Annotated in this window: 16 protein-coding genes; all 16 read right to left on the bottom strand. The window is 31.7% G+C overall.

What is annotated here, in order from left to right; translation table 11 throughout:
- Nucleotides 1-26: 26 nt before the first annotated feature.
- Nucleotides 27-1019, bottom strand: a complete 993-nt coding sequence (locus AAGF08_RS17190; protein WP_343512571.1) for a Gfo/Idh/MocA family oxidoreductase — start codon at nt 1017-1019, stop codon at nt 27-29.
- Nucleotides 1019-2122 (bottom strand): 6-hydroxymethylpterin diphosphokinase MptE-like protein, encoded by a 1104-nt coding sequence (locus AAGF08_RS17185; RefSeq protein WP_343512570.1) that lies wholly within the window; start codon nt 2120-2122, stop codon nt 1019-1021. Before AAGF08_RS17185 ends, AAGF08_RS17190 begins: the two co-directional genes overlap by 1 nt.
- Complete coding sequence (locus tag AAGF08_RS17180) at nt 2115-3035, bottom strand: phosphoglycerate dehydrogenase (protein ID WP_343512569.1); 921 nt, start codon at nt 3033-3035, stop codon at nt 2115-2117. The genes AAGF08_RS17185 and AAGF08_RS17180 overlap by 8 nt, the downstream gene beginning before the upstream one ends.
- A gap of 14 nt (nt 3036-3049) precedes the next feature.
- Nucleotides 3050-4456: a glycosyltransferase gene (locus AAGF08_RS17175; RefSeq protein ID WP_343512568.1), complete on the bottom strand. Its 1407-nt coding sequence runs from the start codon at nt 4454-4456 to the stop codon at nt 3050-3052.
- Complete coding sequence (locus AAGF08_RS17170; protein WP_343512566.1) at nt 4453-5706, bottom strand: hypothetical protein; 1254 nt, start codon at nt 5704-5706, stop codon at nt 4453-4455. The genes AAGF08_RS17175 and AAGF08_RS17170 overlap by 4 nt, the downstream gene beginning before the upstream one ends.
- Entirely contained in the window at nt 5707-6663 is a 957-nt protein-coding gene (locus AAGF08_RS17165) for a sulfotransferase (RefSeq protein ID WP_343512565.1), read from the bottom strand. It abuts the gene before it with no gap.
- A gap of 18 nt (nt 6664-6681) precedes the next feature.
- Complete coding sequence (locus tag AAGF08_RS17160; RefSeq protein WP_343512564.1) at nt 6682-7998, bottom strand: oligosaccharide flippase family protein; 1317 nt, start codon at nt 7996-7998, stop codon at nt 6682-6684.
- Nucleotides 7995-8774 carry a 3'(2'),5'-bisphosphate nucleotidase CysQ gene (cysQ, locus tag AAGF08_RS17155; protein WP_343512563.1) on the bottom strand — a complete coding sequence of 260 codons (780 nt, stop codon included), beginning with the start codon at nt 8772-8774 and terminating at the stop codon, nt 7995-7997. Before cysQ ends, AAGF08_RS17160 begins: the two co-directional genes overlap by 4 nt.
- 184 nt (nt 8775-8958) lie before the next feature.
- Nucleotides 8959-10218, bottom strand: coding sequence for a sulfate adenylyltransferase subunit CysN (cysN, locus tag AAGF08_RS17150; protein WP_343512562.1), 1260 nt, complete (start codon nt 10216-10218; stop codon nt 8959-8961).
- Nucleotides 10219-10298: 80 nt separating this feature from the next.
- Nucleotides 10299-11204 (bottom strand): sulfate adenylyltransferase subunit CysD, encoded by a 906-nt coding sequence (cysD, locus tag AAGF08_RS17145; RefSeq protein WP_343512561.1) that lies wholly within the window; start codon nt 11202-11204, stop codon nt 10299-10301.
- Nucleotides 11205-11241: 37 nt separating this feature from the next.
- Complete coding sequence (cysC, locus tag AAGF08_RS17140; protein ID WP_343512560.1) at nt 11242-11835, bottom strand: adenylyl-sulfate kinase; 594 nt, start codon at nt 11833-11835, stop codon at nt 11242-11244.
- Between the two features lies 1 nt (nt 11836).
- Nucleotides 11837-13546, bottom strand: coding sequence for an SLC13 family permease (locus AAGF08_RS17135; protein ID WP_343512624.1), 1710 nt, complete (start codon nt 13544-13546; stop codon nt 11837-11839).
- Nucleotides 13547-13599: 53 nt separating this feature from the next.
- Nucleotides 13600-14763, bottom strand: coding sequence for a GDP-mannose 4,6-dehydratase (gmd, locus tag AAGF08_RS17130; RefSeq protein ID WP_343512559.1), 1164 nt, complete (start codon nt 14761-14763; stop codon nt 13600-13602).
- A 199-nt stretch (nt 14764-14962) separates the two neighbouring features.
- Nucleotides 14963-15214 carry a hypothetical protein gene (locus AAGF08_RS17125; protein ID WP_343512558.1) on the bottom strand — a complete coding sequence of 84 codons (252 nt, stop codon included), beginning with the start codon at nt 15212-15214 and terminating at the stop codon, nt 14963-14965.
- A gap of 103 nt (nt 15215-15317) precedes the next feature.
- Nucleotides 15318-16268, bottom strand: a complete 951-nt coding sequence (locus AAGF08_RS17120; RefSeq protein ID WP_343512557.1) for a GDP-L-fucose synthase — start codon at nt 16266-16268, stop codon at nt 15318-15320.
- A 68-nt stretch (nt 16269-16336) separates the two neighbouring features.
- Nucleotides 16337-17332 (bottom strand): sugar phosphate nucleotidyltransferase, encoded by a 996-nt coding sequence (locus tag AAGF08_RS17115; protein ID WP_343512556.1) that lies wholly within the window; start codon nt 17330-17332, stop codon nt 16337-16339.
- Nucleotides 17333-17784: the final 452 nt, after the last annotated feature.

Genomic DNA, 17784 nt, shown 5'->3' with positions numbered 1-17784 from the left:
TGTGTCTAAATTTTATTGATCAATCCTTAAAATTCCTTTTGCTCGTATATTTTATCAATGATCTTCATCAGCTTTAATGCATCCTCCGAAGATCCAATAGTAATTTTATCGCCAGTTCTGATTGCATTGAAAAAATGCTCCATTTCATATCTCCAACTGTTATTATCAGTGTATTGGGTTTTTACTTCATCCTTCCAAGTAGCAGCAGGAGCTGTAGACCTGTTTTTTGCAATAGATAATACTTCCTCACCATAAGACATTGAAGAAGTAATTAACCCATTCATTACCATATATCCCTTTTCTAAAAACACCTCAATTGAAAACAAATGCCTCCATTGAGTCATAGTGGAATGAAGATTAGCAACTAGTCCTGTTTCTGAATTTTTAAGAATAACAAAGGCATTATCTTCAACTTCCAAATTCCAATATAGATTTGAAACTTCAGCTTTTACTGTATCAAAGTTTCCACCTAGGTGCAAAAATAAATCGAGCATGTGAATCCCTTGGTCAATGACAATACCGCCTCCCGATAATTCTTTTTTCGCTCTCCATTCGTTAAAATAATCAGGGGTAACACTCTTTCCATATCTTCCTCTCATCCATAGTATTTTCCCATATTCTCCACTATCAATAATTTTTTTCATATCCATGATACTATCATGATGTCTATGATTAAAACCATACATTAGTCTTAATTGAGGGTTTGCTTCTTCCACTTTCCTAACTTCCTCCATTTCTTCTCCAGTAAAAGCTGGTGGCTTTTCACAAAAGACATTTTTTCCTGCCTTTAACGCCTTAATAGTTAAGGGTTTATTATATAAATTTGGAGTGCAAATAATTATTGTATCTATTTCTTCATGAGATATTATCTCTTCGTGTGTCAAATTCGGAATAGAGTTATATTCCGCTCCAATAGTAGGTTCTGAAATTGCTATAACTTGGGCATTTCCCACCTCTCCGATGGCGTGATGCCTGATTTGGCCCATTTTGCCATAGCCGATAATTCCAACTTTGTTCATTAGATATCTTTTCGTTTAATAAAGTAATAGTGTCCCTTGTAAGGACCCAGAGGTATAAATTTGAAAATAAGTTTTGAAATCTCTCCAATCCCTTTTGAGCTATCTATTTTAAAGGAAGATAAAGCATCAATTTCAATCGAATCAAGTTGAACTAAAGGAAGATTTTCAAATTTTAAACTAAGGTCTTGTTCTTTCGCTACCCTTTCAAATAAATCAGAAAACAAAGTTTCCACAACTTCATCAGATTTTTTCAAAACTTCCAGTAAATCTGTTTTCGGAAAACAGCTAAGTTTCGAATCGTAACCTGCATTTACAATTGAAAAATTATCATCTGTGACAGAATTAGCTAAATATTCTAGATCTTTAATTGTGTTATCTATGACAAACTTTTCAGGTTGATGGTATTTTTTATCTTTTCCAAAATATCTAGGATCAAAATGGTTTGGATCATCATCATCTTGTGACTGGATGTCAATCCCCTTTTTTTCTAACATTTTGGCAGTGGTATGAACTTTATAATTCATATCAACACCTAGCAAGTAAACTTCATCAAAACCTAGATATTTTAAAATTTGAAACCCTTCGTAAATAACAGAGCCCCCTGGATAAATATTAGGTAGGTCTGTAGAAAACCCTTTACCCATCTTTTGTATCGTCCAAAAAGCATTATCAAATTTTTCTATTTCAGAAATAAAATTGTACCCCCTAAAATGTATCCCTGGGAAAAAAGAATAAGTTGTTTTTGGAATAATCTCATCAAACTCTTTTACCAAATCAGATAACACCAAATTATCCGAAGTTAGAAAAAAATCTGGCTGCCAATTCAATCTTTCCAACATTATATGGAAGCGATTAAAGCACATTTTATATTCATCTTTTAATAAATATAATGGTGTTTTATTCAAGCTTGGGCCATTTCCAATCAAGAAAACTCTTTCTCCCTTATACTTATCTTTTAACTTTTCCCATTTCACTTTTTGAGAAGTCAAATCTGTACTTTGGGCTAATTTCCAAGCTTTGAATCGATTTGTGGTTTTGTTTACTGCTGAACTTATCCCCTCTCTTCGTAAAGTTGAAATGGCTTTTTGTAGTAGGTTAAACATTTTTTAATACATCAATTAGATTCTGAACAGCATCCACTTCCATTTTTAGTTTACCCTCTTTCGCATAGGAACCTAGATGAGGTGTTAATACTACATTATCAAGATCACAAAGTGGGCCAGAATATGGTTCTTGATCAAAAACATCTATTGCCGCCCCTGCCAAAGAATTAGAAACTAATGCCTCTAACATGGCTCCTTCATCAACTATACCACCTCTTGAGATATTTATTAAAAATGATCCCTTTTTCATTAATGCTAATTCAGTCTTTCCAATTATTGGTGAATCTGAAGGTGGCACATGAATCGTTAAAATATCACAACTTTTTATTAGTTCATCAAAGTCAACCAAATCAACATTATTCTCTTTAGCCCAAGATGAGTCTGCATATGGATCGAAGCCCATCACTGGATTACCTAGACCTCTAAATAACTCAGAGACTAATCTACCAATCCTTCCTAATCCAAGAACTCCGATACGTTTACCAAATAATAGGTTGCCAATTTGTTTACCCCATTTATGGTTTCTCATATCTCTATGAGCTTGGGGGATTCTTCTTAAAAGAGATAAAGTCATTCCAAGAGTAAGTTCAGCAACAGCTCTAGTGGGGCCATCTGGGGTATAAGTAACAACAATACCCTTTTTCTTAGCATATTCTAAATCTACACTATCTAAGCCAACCCCTACTCTACTGATGCATTTTAGATTAGGAAGGTTATCCATTACATAAGGAGTCAAAGGTTCAACTCCAGCAACAATTCCAATACAGTCTTTGGCTAAATCGATAACCTCATCTTCAGTTAATTTACGTCCATAAGGATTATTGATATATTCATAACCATGCTCATTAAGTAAATCAAAAGGAGCAGAACTAATTTGTCCAATAGAAGATGGAGATGTAAGAATCTTATTCATATGTTTTATGTTTTTTATTGAAAAAACTGATTGTCTTTCAAAGTATACTTTAAATTAGAAGTACGGTTTTTAATAAATTTTGCAGGTATACCGCCATATAAGGTATTATTGGGAACATCTTTTGTAACAACTGCACCCGACGCGATTACACACCCTTTACCCAGTGTAATACCTGGCATTAAAATAACTCTTGCACCTATCCAAACATAGTCCTCAATAACCACATCGCCTGGTTGGGTAGAGAAATAATCACAATCAACTTTATGTTCTAAGGTATAAATCTGAACATCCCTAGAAATACTTACATTATTTCCAATAATTAATTTACCTTTTCTTCCATCGAGTAAGACTCCCCGATTGATAATTGTGTTTTGTCCTATATCTATTTGACTTTTAGGATATAAATTCAGAATTTCAACCCTACTTCGAATAGAACTTTTTTTACCGAGTTTTAAATAAAAACGAGAGAAAAAATTTCTTATAAAGGAAAAAGGAATTTTATTAAAAAAAGAATTATATAAAAACAGTCTAAATTGTAGTAGAAAAAGCAAAAATGATTTAAATTTATTAATAAATATAGAACCTATTATTTTTAAATGTTTAAATAAAACAGATTTAAAAGCAATAAATTTGCTGGTATGTTTGTTATAAAATTTAAAATCAATAAAAATATTAAAATTAGATTTAATAATATTAAGACCTTTAAAATAGTTAATAAATGAATTATTGGTTTGAAAAGAAGTATAATCTCTATCATTCCAAACTTTTAAATAAGAATGACAAATTATATTGAAGTTAGAATTTTTAGCTCTTAACATAAAATCACAATCTCCATAATACTGAGGAAATCTTTTTGAATCAAAAAATCCAATAGAAGTAATAACCTTTTTTGGAATTATAACTCCCATACCACCTGTCCAATCACATTCAGTAATAATAGGAAAATTACCTTTATCTATCATACCTCCATTAATAATAGATTTCTTGCCAGTACTGGAATCAAATTTTGCACCATTAAAAAAAATCTTTTTTGGATCAGAGAGATAATAAACTATACTAGATATTATATGATCAGGATAAGATCTAACTACATCAAGTAGCATGGTGAAATAATTTTCCTCAATAACCAAATCATCATTCCATAAAATAAAATAATCTGTAAGAATATTATTATTTAAAATATGATTTAAACAATAGTTAATAGAACCACTCCACCATAAATTACCATCTCCTTTCAGTATATAAACATTAGGATATTTATCTCTTATGGCTTCGGAGGTACCATCTGAAGAAGCATCGTCCACAACAAAAATTTTAAGATCAATATTTTCTTCAAATAATATAGCATTATGTAGATACTCTAAACCCTTCAAAGTAATTTCTCTACGGTTAAAAACAGGAATAATTAAAGAGAATTTCACCGTTTATTGAAATTTAAATAAGCAAATAAATAAATAACAGGATAATTAAACCAAGCTTGACTTTGCAAAATTAACAACAGAACTATCAATATAAAGAAACTTGAAAAGTAACTCTTATAAAATGAATTGATATTTATAAATATCAAATAGAAAAAGAAAAAACTAAAAATAACACCACATTGAGCCAATAATAAACCGAATCCATTACCTATTTCATGATCGCTATTAAAGTACAAAGATTCTAATAAATCGTACCAATTAGAACTGTCAACAAATAAACCATACCCAATAAAGGGTTGATCCAAAATTAAATTCCATAAAAACAATAAAGAACCAAGTCTAGTAGAATCACTTCCAGATTTTTCCAAAGAAACTAAATCTAATTGAGATAGAATTTTATCTCCAAGAACAGGTAAAAAGTTAAATGCGAAATATATTAAAAGAGCTAAAGTTGGAACAATGAATAAAAAATATTTCAGGTATTCATTAATTCTATTTTTGCTTTGAAACCTAGAGTATAAAAAGATAAATGGTAGAATCAATAGGCCACTAGTACTCAAACTAGATAATACCCCAATAATAATCCAGAATTCGAGTTCCTTAAAATTTTTAACTGAAAACACATTACGATATAAAATTGCAATTAAATAAACCATTAAAAGAGTACCAGCAAAAGCACCAGGTTCCCAATAGAATGAACTATTCCTAAACCAGAAATAAATATTATTATCTATATTTCTAAAATTGTAAATTAATATATGACTGTAATCTAAACTATTAGCACTTCCTTGCCATCTTAAAACAGATGGGATAAAATTCAAAACATTAATATTAAAAATATCAAGTAAAATTGAGGTAGGAATCCAGACAACAAGACTACTAATCACAATAAACTTAATAATATTTTTAAGAAAAGATAAACTACCCCTATCAATGAATGAAAATATCAAATAACCTATACTAAAATTAAAAAAATATCTAACAACCTTACCAATTATTGGACGGTCATTTAGCAAAAACGATTGTGTAATAAGTAAAATTAAAAACATTATAAATAATATAATAAACCTTTTATTCAAATAGATATTAACTCTAAATAAAATAGAAAACAATAAAACTAAACATAAATAGAATAAATTAATTACTGCGGTAGGTAATATATAAAATAAATTGTAAATGACATTATTACCATTTAATATAAATAACAGCAATAATAAAAATATATCAGCTTTTTCCTTTTTAAGTATCATCTATAGAATAAAAAATTTATATTTTCTAGCAATCTTTGATATTGGAATTGAAAATCGCCTAAGCTTATCGTGAAAAACAAAATCCATTGAAATAGTACGAAACTTATAAAAGGGATAATTATGTGATTTGAAATAGGAATTAAATGTATGATTTATGGCATAGCCATTATTTTTTAAGTAATCAAAATAATCTTTATAAAATCGAAAAGATTGTACATTATTAATTGTTTTCCAATCCTCTTTTAAATCTTTATCTATACCAGTTTTACTGAATGCATTTACAGGGTCTCCTAATTTAAACTTGTCTTTAATTACTAAATTAGACATATCACTGAAATAATTAACACCTAAAAAATTACATAAATTTTTCAATTCCAATTCAGTATTTTTAATAATTTCATCATATTCCACATGATATAGGTTTGAATTAACTATTTTTCTTGATTCTTCTAAAGTCTTATAACCTATAGTTAAATCATCTTTATAATATCCTAAAAAGAATGGATTTTTTTTAACCCAAGTTTTTAATATTGAATTTAAAATAGCAAAAGGATTCCTATGAAGAATAATAAACTTTGAATTAGGGAAGTAATCAATAAGTTCATCCAAGATATAGTAGTATCGAGGAGTTTTGTCAAGAAAATAAACCTTACCTTTTTCTTTGGCTAAATCACTACATAATAAAGAATAAAAAATTGCTAAATTTCTTTTTAATGTAAAATTAGAATTTTTAAAATTCGATAAAAATTCAGTTATAGCTACTTGACTAGTATTTCCACTATAAGGAAGATCTTTTTTAATTTCTAAATTATCAAATAAATTTTTATAAAATAAAGGAAGTGCCATCCACGGTTCTGATGTAGTAGCAATATCAGGGTGATTCGAAATAATTCTTTGAAGTAATGTAGATCCACTTCTAGGTAATGAAATAAGAAATATTGGACTTTGATGAGACACAGTTTTTTATATTATAATCTAATTAAGTTTTATTGTATTTATTGACAACTTCATTTTTAGTAAAAAATATTTTAAAATATTCTCGAAAGCTAACGTTATTGCAGTTGCTAGTGCCGCCCCAATCGCGCCATACATTGGAATTAATAAGTAATTTAAAACCAAATTCAATAAAGCAAATATCAAGACAATCCTACCGACAATTTTTTCAAAACCCGTCATTATTAATATTATTCCAGTAGCACCTGTTCCAATATTAAAAAGTTGTCCAATTGTAATAATAATAAGGGGGATATAAGCTGTTTGAAATTCACTTCCCCATAGATTCAAAACAAATTTCCCGAAAACAATAAATACAAAAACACTTGCTAAACCTATAAAAATCAACACTTTAGTAACTTTTTGAACCATTAATTCAAGTTCTTTTATTTTATCTAATTGATAAAGCGAAGCGATTTTTGGTGATAGTGTAGAAACTGTTACCATGTGAAAAAAAGAGGTCATTAAACCCAATTTGGCAGCTACAGAATAAAACCCCACTTCTTTTGCAGAACTTAACCAACCTAGCATTACTGCATCTGCATTACTTGAGATAAGTGAACCTGCAGATACTAGAAGTAAAGGAAGTCCAACTTTGAGCATTGGAGTTCCCAAAAAACTCCTTTTACCTTTGAAATGGAAAATAGTTCTCCAATAAGTCCCAACAGTCAATAATACTATAAGCCTGCTTACTCCATAAAGTATAGCTACATTAACTAGTGAAATTTGAATATCAAAAAAATAGAATAGGATTAAACCAATCAAAATAACTCCATAGCTAAGAGTATCATTGGTAAGATTACTTTGCCAAATTTTACGAAATCCATTTATTCCCGAGGAAAATATTCGAGATTGTACTTGGAAAATTAATGCTATAGATGCAATCGCTAGAGGAATGTACAATTCAGGCTCCTGAAATACCGATATACTTAACCAGGGGCTAATTGAAAATAATAAAATTGAAAAGAGAATTGATATTGGAAAAGTTATCCAAAATGCTGAAAATATAGTATTAGCAACTTCATTCCAATTTTTATTTTCAAAGCTAATAGATATGTTTTTTAAAACTACAGTGTTAATTCCCAAGAGGCTAAATACCATTATTACCCCAATAATCTTGGTAGATAAATTTAAAACCCCTAAACCTTCAGCGCCTAATGTTCTCCCTAAAAAAATACTAACTAAGAAACCAGCAATTAAGCCAACAATCTTTACGATCATTGACCAACCAGATTTATTAACAACTTCTTTTGTATTGACGTCAAGGCCTTTGATCCTTGATTTGATTTTTGAAATCAATTAGTATTATTTAAAAGAGTTACAAAAGATGGGTTCAAAAGATTTTCTTTATTGTATATAAGAGGCTCATGAGAAGGGAGTTGAAGCACCTCACCTCCCATAGATAAAACAACTCCGTGAGCAGCAGCAGTATCCCATTCCATAGTAGGTGCGATTCTTGGATAAATCTGTGCCTTTCCTTCTGCTACTAACATAAATTTTAAAGATGAGCCCATCGAAATTACTTCTACGCCTGGATATTGATCAATAAATTCTTGTGTTTCTTTGCTCAAGTGAGATCTACTCGCTACTATGGTTTTGACTTCAATTGAATGCTGATTCTTTAACTGAGTAACCTGCTTCTTTCCTTCTTGCTTCCAAGCCCCCTCCTTTTCATTTCCCCAATACAACCATTCTAATACCGGTGCATATACTACACCGAGTATAGGTCTTCCATGATGGATTAATGCTATATTCACTGTAAACTCACCATTCTTCTTGATGAATTCTTTCGTACCGTCAAGTGGATCAACCATCCAAAAATATCCCCAATTCTTTCGCTCTTCATAAGAAATATCTCTTCCCTCTTCAGATAAAATCGGCAAAGAAGTTTTTTCCAAGGAACCAACAATCACTTTGTGTGCTGCTTGATCTGCCTTGGTTAAAGGAGAGTTATCTCCTTTCATCTCAACTCCAAAATCTGATGAGTTATAGATCTCGAGAATAGCTTTTCCTGCTTCAAGAGAAGCTTTTTTGGCTAGTGAAGTAAGTTCTTTGATTTTAATTTCAGTTTTCACAGTTTTATTTTTAAAATGCACTAACCCATAATAAAGAAAGTTTCATCCAAGAGTGATCAGGATTCTCTTTACAGTAAAAAATCACGTATTCCTTTTTAAAACTTAGTAATTACCTAATTAAGACTTTTCTTTTCCATCTAGTGGAATCAGACTTTTATAAAGCTTGACTTTGTTTTTGAACTAATTAAATGATCATCCCCGCACCAACTGTTTCGTTAGTATTTGGATCAATTAAAATAATAGAACCTGTCATCCTATTTTTTCTGTAAGAATCAAAAAATATAGGTTGTGCAGTACGAATAGATACTCTAGCTATATCATTCATACCTATTTCTTCAATATCCTCTATTCTATGTAATGTGTTTACATCGATTTTATATTGGATATTTTTAACCATAGCCTGACATTCTTTTGTGGTATGTTTTACGATCAACTTGGTTCTGCTTTGTAATTCTTTCTGATTCATCCAACAAACCATTACCTCTAAATCCTGATCTACATTTGGCTGATTTTTTGGTCTAACGATCATATCACCCCTTGAAATATCGATATCATCTTCAAGGGTCATAGTGACTGACATAGGAGCATACGCTTCTGAAATGGTTTCACCATTTAACTCGATAGATTTAATTTTAGACGAAAAGCCGGAAGGCAAAACTTTTATTTCATCTCCAGGTTTAAAAATCCCTCCATCTATTCTTCCTGCGTACCCTCTATAGTCTTGAAAATCCAAGGTATGTGGTCTAATCACCATTTGAACTGGAAATCTGCAATCAATATGATTGAAATCTGAAGCAATATGAACATTTTCCAAGTGATATAACAAAGTTGAACCTTCGTACCAAGGCATGTTTTTAGACCTATCAACAACATTATCTCCTTTTAATGCCGATATTGGTACAAATTGTACATCCTTAATGTCAAGTCTACTAGAAAAAGCCTTATAATCAGAAACTATATTATTATATACTTCCTCTGAATAATCCACCAAATCCATTTTATTCACACAAACAACTACATGAGGAATTTTAAGTAATGAAGCTATAAATGAATGCCTGTAGGTTTGCTCTAACAATCCTTTCCTTGCATCTACTAAAATTATGGCAAGATTGGCTGTGGATGCCCCAGTAACCATATTCCGAGTATACTGGGTATGTCCAGGTGTATCTGCAATAATAAATTTTCGTTTTGGGGTTGCGAAATACCTGTAAGCAACATCAATTGTGATCCCCTGCTCTCTCTCTGATTTTAAACCATCAGTAATAAGTGATAAATCAACATAGTCAAAGCCTTTCTTTTCTGAAGAAGTTTTTACAGCTTCAATTTGATCTTCAAATATTGATTTAGAGTCATACAGTAGTCGACCTATTAAGGTACTCTTCCCATCATCCACAGATCCTGCAGTGGTAAAGCGCAATAATTGATTATTTTCTTGAATTGACATTTTAATGAATGCTATTTGTTATTATAACTGAGGTTATGAAAACCTCCTGGCAACGAAATTTTAAAGGGTTAACCCTTGTACTAAAAATAGCCCGCTTTCTTTCGATCCTCCATGGCTGTTTCACCTCGTTTATCATCTGCTCTTGTACCACGTTCTGTTGTTCTTGTAGTAGCAACTTCCTCAATAATCAATTCTAGTGAATTGGCTTTCGAAAGTACTGCTCCCGTAATTGGCATATCACCACAGGTTCTGTATCTAACAACTAATTTTTGGACTTCCTCTCCTGGTTTAAGAGGTAAATATTCAGATTTTGCCAATATTACATTATCTCTTATTACGCACTCCCTTTCATGCGAAAAGTAAAGTGATGGCAAGGAAATATTTTCTTCTTTTATGTATTGCCAAACATCCATTTCTGTCCAATTTGAAATTGGAAATACTCTAAAATGTTCACCATGATGCTTTCTTCCATTAAAAAGATTCCATAGCTCAGGTCTTTGGTTTTTTGGATCCCATTGACCAAATTCATCTCTGTGTGAGAAAAAACGTTCCTTTGCCCTTGCCTTTTCTTCATCACGTCTTGCACCACCCATAGCTGCATCTATTTTTAGCTCTTCAAGAGTATCTAAAAGTGTAATGGTTTGAAGAGCATTTCTACTGGCATTTACGCCAGTTTCTTCTCTCACTCTTCCTTTATTAATGCTTTCCTGAACCGACCCAACTACTAATTGTACCCCTAATTCCTCAACTAATGCATCCCTAAATTCTAAAGTTTCTGGAAAATTATGCCCTGTATCTATGTGAATTAGGGGGAATGGGATTTTTGCCGGATAGAATGCTTTTTTTGACAAATGTGCCAAAAGTATGCTATCCTTACCACCAGAAAACAATAGTGCTGGCTTCTCGAATTGAGAAACAACTTCTCTGATTATAAATATGGCTTCCGACTCGAGTTCTTTTAAATGTGATAAATAATATTTTCCCATGACTTTATTTTCAGGGTTTAGATTTATTTATAATTTTTCAAAAAGAGAGTTTTTCTTTAACAGCATTTATTATTTGATCAACTGAAAAATTCAATTTTTCTCTATCCGAATGAATATGTAGAAAAGGATTAGTAGGTTCTTCATAGGGTGAATCTATTCCTGTGAAATCTTTTATTAATCCCTTTCTAGCTTTCGCATATAGTCCTTTAACATCTCTTGCTTCACATACCTCAATTGGACAATCCACAAATATTTCTATATAGTTATCTTCCCCAACCAAGTTTGAGATTAATTCCCTATCTTTTTGAAATGGAGAGATAAATGCTGATAATACGATGATACCAGAATCCATCATTAATTTACTTACCTCAGAAATACGACGGATATTTTCTATTCGGTCTTCATCCGAAAAACCTAAATCGTTATTTAAGCCAGTTCTAACATTATCTCCATCTAATAGATAGGTGTGATAACCTTCTTCAAATAGGCGTGATTCTACAGCATTAGCAAGCGTAGATTTACCCGATCCAGAAAGCCCTGTAAACCAGAGTAACCTTGGTGTTTGATTCAATTTTTCAGATCGCTGCTTTTTAGAAATTTTAAAAATGGTAGGATGAATATGATTATCCATTTTAAAGATAGTAGTAATTAATAAACACTATTGTTGCAAAGGAATATAAGATGGTAAGCGGAAAGCCAATCTTAGTATAGTCTTTAAATTTATAATTCCCTGGCCCCATTACCATTAAATTTGTTTGGTAGCCTATTGGAGTCATAAAATCCGCAGATGCGGCAAAGGCAATTGCAATAAAAAACGGTGTAAGTGGTAATCCTGCTTGTAATCCCATTTCATATGCAATAGGAAACATGATAGAAACAGCTGCAGCGTTTGTAATCAAAGAAGTTAGTCCTAAAGTAATCAAATAAAGGACCGATATTAAAATCAATGGTGAAGCCCCAATAAGAAGAAGGTTCATGTTTTTTACCACATAACTGGCTGTCCCCGAACTTTGTATTGCAATACCTATTGTTAAAGCTGAGATTAAAATTACCAATAAATCTAAATCAACTGCATTTTTAATATTCTGAATAGATAAAACATTCAATATCATCATCAATATAATTCCGACAAAAGCAGCCAAGAATAAATCAATGATACCGAAAACTCCTAATAATAAGATCGCTCCTGATAAAATACTGGGAAGTATTTTATTAAAAGTTAGTTTTCCTGAGATTTCACCCGTTTTTGACAATAAAATAATTTCTCTATTGGAGATATTAATTTCAAAATCTCTGGATCCCATCAATAATATCAAATCGCCGGCCATAAGTTTTATTTGGCCTAAATTACCAGATACCTTTTCTCCTTTTCTATGAACAGAAATAATTGATGCTTTAAACCTATCTCTAAATCCAGACTCTTTAATGGTCTGACCAACCAAATCGCTTCCAGAGGGAATTACTGCTTCTGATAAAGCACTAAATCTATTTGAATATATTTGACTTTCTTCTGGAAGCTCTAAACCGTTCTTTTCATTTATTAAGTTCAAAATGGACTTTGTGTTACCTGCAAAAAACAAAATGTCTTCAGCATTGATTAGCCTATCTGATGAAACCGCTGTTATGCTTCTATTCCCCCTTTTTATTTCAACTAAAAAAAGTTCCTTCAAATGTCTTAACCCTGCTTCCTCTATTGTTTTACCAATTAAAGGAGATGATTTATTAACCTTTGTTTCAACTAAATATTCATTCAAGTGACCAATAATCTCTTCTTTACTTCCTTTATTATTCGGCAGCAATTTTTCTGAAAAAATACTCAAGTAAGCCAACCCTATTAGAGTTACAATTAAGCCCAAATATAAAAAGTCTTGAAAATTTAAAGGGTCTAAGCCTGATTGAATAATTAAACCGTTCAAAACTAAATTTGTTGAAGTTCCAATAAGCGTAACCATGCCACCAAGAATTGTAACAAAAGAAAGTGGTATTAAGAATTTGGAAGGTGAATAACCGTTTGAATCTGCCCAATCCTTTACAAAAGGAATCATAAAAGCTACAACCGGCGTATTATTCAGGACACTTGAAAGACCTGAAACAAGTACCATCATTCTGATTCTAAACTGAGAAGATGATAATCTTTTGCTAAAAATTTTATAGAAAAACTCCTTTCCTAAATTTTTTTGAATACCCGAAGTCAAAATAATTAATAGGAATATCAGAACTATTTGTTTATTAGCAAGCCCAAGTAAAAAATCGTCAATAGAAAGTATCCCGATGAGGATAAATAAAAAAACTGCTGTAAGAAAAGCAAGTGATGGCCTAATCCAATTTTTGAATAAGACCATCACTAGTAATAGAATCACTATTGAAGTAATAGCTATTTTAAAGGTCATAAAGATTACTCCGACTGTCTGAAAATCTCGTGTCCCTTCTCGACTAAATGAATATCTTTCTCCATGAGTTTTATGTCAGATTGCATCATATCATTTACAAGTCCTTCAAGATCATATTCAGGTGTCCAACCTAATTGAGTTTTAGATTTAGTTGGGTCACCTAATAGTAAATCAACTTCTGTTGGACGAAAATATTGTGGATCTACTTTGACTATTGGAGATTTAATGAGTGCAGAAATCTTAGGTTGAACATTTTGACCTGTTGCTGCAAAATATTTATTTTCATCAATAGCATCAAGGAAGCCTTTTTCTTCTGCTCCTTCACCTTCCCATCTGATTTTGAAGCCTATGTATGAAAATGACATCTCCACAAAGTCTCTTACTTTGGTCGTAACTCCTGTAGCAATTACAAAATCCTCAGGCTTTTCTTGTTGTAAAATTAACCACATTGCTTTGACATAATCTTTTGCATGTCCCCAATCACGCAAAGATTCTAAATTACCCAAATACAAACAATCTTGTAAGCCCATTGCAATTGCTGCAGTCGCCATGGTGATTTTCCTTGTCACAAATGTTTCTCCTCTCCTAGGTGATTCATGATTGAAAAGGATTCCATTACATGCAAACATATTATAGGCTTCGCGGTAATTTTTGGTAATCCAAAAACCATAAATCTTAGCTGCTCCATAAGGAGATCTCGGATAAAAAGGAGAATTCTCATCATAGAATCCTTTTTCATTTTTGTTTTCTGGCATTCCACCATATAGTTCAGAAGTAGATGCCTGATAGATTCGAGTCTTTTTTTCTAAACCCAAAATCCTAACAGCCTCTAAAATTCTTAAAGTACCAATACCATCAACGTTTGCTACATATTCAGGAGAATCGAAAGATACCTTTACGTGAGACATTGCTCCTAAATTATAGATTTCATCAGGTTGAACTTCCTGGATGATTCGAATAATATTGGTTGAATCTGTTAAATCACCATAGTGCATTTTAAATCTAACCGGCTTTTCGTGTGGATCTTGATAAAGGTGATCCACTCTTTGGGTATTAAAGGAAGAAGCTCTCCGTTTGATACCATGTACCTGATATCCTTTTTCCAATAATAATTCGGCCAAATATGAGCCATCTTGACCAGTGACACCGGTAATTAATGCAGTTTTCATCTTTTATATTTTAATTTTTGAAAGTTTTGGAGGACCTTTAATTGTTCTTAAATATATTTTTTTTAATCAATTTAAATAAATCATTATTTTCGATTGAATTTAAATTTTGGGTTTTCACAATGTATAAGTGGTCTGCTCAGGTTTTCGATTCAAGCTTCCTACTAATCTATTTACCGCAGCAAAATCTTGAAAATCTTGTTTAGGTCAAAAACTTTTTAGGAATAATTAATTTACTTAGGATATGTAATCTACCTATTCGGTAATAATAACAATTAAAATGTTTTGCAATTTGGGATAATGTTTTCTCGGAATACAGAGCAATATGCCGAACATGTTCAAGTCCATAATACCACCATTCCTCAGGTTTTGGAGCTGGAAGAGGATACATTTCTGTTGAAAACAAAATTGTATCAGAATATGAAAAAAGTTCTTGATGGAAAATATTCTCCATGCATTTTCCAATTTTATCTTTTCTATTGTGGCAGGTTATAAGTACTGCTAATTTCAATTCCTCTTGGTTTAGAAATTTTTAAGAGATGAAATTAATGCCCCTTTTAAATTTTAACCTCTTTAAAATTCTCTTTATTTTCTAAAAACCATTGGTATGTTTTATTGATGCCCTCAGAAAGTTCAACTTTTGCTTTCCAGCCTGCGAATTCCATTTTAGATACATCCATCAATTTTCGAGGGGTACCATCAGGCTTGCTCGAATCCCATATAATTTCTCCGGTATGACCGACTGTTTTTTGAATAAGCTCGGCTAGCTCTTTTATAGTTAAATCTTTTCCCGTACCTACATTATACAGATTATCCTGAAATTTATTTTCCAAGGCGAAAACCACTGCATCCGCTAAATCCTCAACAAATAAAAACTCTCTCATAGGAGTGCCTGACCCCCAAAGTTCCACGTGGCTATTGCCTGACTCTTTTGCATCATGGAATTTGCGAATCATAGCAGGGAGTACATGTGAAGTTTTTAGATCAAAATTATCGTATGGTCCATATAAGTTAGTTGGCATTAAAGAAATATAATCTTTCCCAAATTGCTTCCTAATCGCTTCACAAGCCTTAACGCCAGTTATTTTTGCAACAGCATACCACTCATTGGTAGGTTCCAATGGCCCAGTTAATAAATAATCTTCTTTCAATGGTTGTGGTGCCATTTTGGGATAGATACATGAGGAACCTAAGAAAATAAACTTCTGAACATCAGTCTTTAATGAAAAATCAATAAGATTATTTTGAATAAGCATATTCTCCATCAAAAACTGATATGGATAATTATTATTCGCCAAAATCCCACCCACTCTTGCAGCAGCATCAATTATTACTTCTGGTTTTTCACTAGAAAAAAATTCAGAAACCTCATTCTGGTTTCTTAAGTCCAGTTCTTTGGAAGTTCTTCCTATAAGATTTGTATATCCCTTTGCTTCTAAAGCTCTCCAAATGGCTGATCCTACCATACCTCTATGACCAGCAATATATATTCTAGCGTTTTTGTTCATTTTTTAAGAATTTAAACTTTAAAATGAAGTGAATATTTTACATTAAGCTCTCCATTTTAAATTTTATTTTAAACTAAATCGGGTCTCTCCTTCTCCAATCGCTCAAAAACTTTTTTCACGTCCTGTGCTTGATCTTTTTTAAGAACCAATATCGCATCAGGCGTTTGTATTAATAATGTGTTCTTCATGCCTGTAAACTCAGTATGAATATCTGTTCCAATTACCATATTTCCTTTAGAGTCAATCGGGTGACCTTGTCTTTTAAAATAGTCATAAATGGATTCAAATGAGCCCATATCCGACCAAGAAAATTCAGATGCGACAACCTTTATTTTTTTTGTCTTCTCCATGACGGCGTAATCCACTGAGATCGATGGTATTTGCATAGATAATTCTTTATCCAAAAAGGAATTATTCATTGCCTCAAAAGCATTCTTAGAAGCAAAATATACCTCTGGCTCCAATTCTTTTAATTCCTCCAAAAAAACAGAAGATTTAAAACAAAACATTCCTGAATTCCAATAAAAATTTCCTGCTTTAAGAAAAGATTCAGCCGTCTCTTTATTAGGTTTTTCACGAAAAGACTTCACGTCCTCACCTGCTGCTTCTATGTATCCAAAACCAGTTTCAGGTTTTGTAGGCTTCAATCCAAATGTTATGATGTACCCTTCTTTTGCTAAGGATATACCCCTAGTTATAGATTTCGTATACTCTTTGCCCGTTCCAATCAGATGGTCCGAAGGACTTATAAATAAAATATCTTGGGGATCAGCAGCAAATGCAGCAAAAGCAATGGCCGCGGCAGTATTCCTAGGGTATGCCTCAATGATATCGGTAAAATTCTCTATCCCAGCTTTCGTTAAATCACTTCTTGATAAGAGATAGTTTTCTCGATTACCAACAACTATTACGGAATCACATATTTCAGTATTTCTCAATACTGTTTTTTGAAAAAGTGTTTCACCCTCAAATAATGGCAAGTATTGCTTCGGCTTCGACTTTCGAGATAAAGGCCAAAGTCTTGAGCCTACTCCTCCAGATAATATTACGTTAATTACCTTCATTGAATTAGTTGAAATTAAGATGAATAAGGCTTAGATACTGAATGAATCCTAACCTAAATTGAATTTTATGAAATAAACTTCACCAAAATACACATTTAAATAAAGGTTAATGACAATAAATTTATTATTTAAGCACTATACAGCTTCGCCCTTTCGGTCCCATTTAGGACTTAATTGAGTAATTCAAAAAACACTTAAAAATCAAGCAGTTATTTGAATTATTTTCTATAAAAACCAATAAAAAATATGGAATTGTTAATTTTTAACTGAGATTAGCAAATTTCAATCGTCAAATATAGTAAAGTGAGTAGTTATTGTACTCATTTTTTATCCAATTTTTAAAAGGAATTTTCCTATACTAAAAACTGTATTTTACATAATTTCTAAGGTTAAAAAAGTCAATTTTTTTTTTAAAGGTTATATATAAAAACTCCTTAGTTCAAAATAAGCTT

Origin of the sequence: Algoriphagus sp. SE2 (assembly GCF_039563885.1) — a bacterium.
Taxonomy (GTDB): domain Bacteria; phylum Bacteroidota; class Bacteroidia; order Cytophagales; family Cyclobacteriaceae; genus Algoriphagus.
Note: the sequence above shows the minus strand (reverse complement) of the source record. Positions and strands in the feature narration are given on the sequence as shown.

Excerpts from the sequence above, each read along its gene's own strand:
- AAGF08_RS17190 (WP_343512571.1), bottom strand. The coding sequence starts at position 1,019 with ATGAACAAAGTTGGAATTATCGGCTATGGCAAAATGGGCCAAATCAGG.
- AAGF08_RS17185 (WP_343512570.1), bottom strand. The coding sequence starts at position 2,122 with ATGTTTAACCTACTACAAAAAGCCATTTCAACTTTACGAAGAGAGGGG.
- AAGF08_RS17180 (WP_343512569.1), bottom strand. The coding sequence starts at position 3,035 with ATGAATAAGATTCTTACATCTCCATCTTCTATTGGACAAATTAGTTCT.
- AAGF08_RS17170 (WP_343512566.1), bottom strand. The coding sequence starts at position 5,706 with ATGATACTTAAAAAGGAAAAAGCTGATATATTTTTATTATTGCTGTTA.
- cysN (WP_343512562.1), bottom strand. The coding sequence starts at position 10,218 with ATGTCAATTCAAGAAAATAATCAATTATTGCGCTTTACCACTGCAGGA.
- cysD (WP_343512561.1), bottom strand. The coding sequence starts at position 11,204 with ATGGGAAAATATTATTTATCACATTTAAAAGAACTCGAGTCGGAAGCC.
- cysC (WP_343512560.1), bottom strand. The coding sequence starts at position 11,835 with ATGGATAATCATATTCATCCTACCATTTTTAAAATTTCTAAAAAGCAG.
- AAGF08_RS17135 (WP_343512624.1), bottom strand. The coding sequence starts at position 13,546 with ATGGTCTTATTCAAAAATTGGATTAGGCCATCACTTGCTTTTCTTACA.
- gmd (WP_343512559.1), bottom strand. The coding sequence starts at position 14,763 with ATGAAAACTGCATTAATTACCGGTGTCACTGGTCAAGATGGCTCATAT.
- AAGF08_RS17125 (WP_343512558.1), bottom strand. The coding sequence starts at position 15,214 with ATGGAGAATATTTTCCATCAAGAACTTTTTTCATATTCTGATACAATT.
- AAGF08_RS17120 (WP_343512557.1), bottom strand. The coding sequence starts at position 16,268 with ATGAACAAAAACGCTAGAATATATATTGCTGGTCATAGAGGTATGGTA.
- AAGF08_RS17115 (WP_343512556.1), bottom strand. The coding sequence starts at position 17,332 with ATGAAGGTAATTAACGTAATATTATCTGGAGGAGTAGGCTCAAGACTT.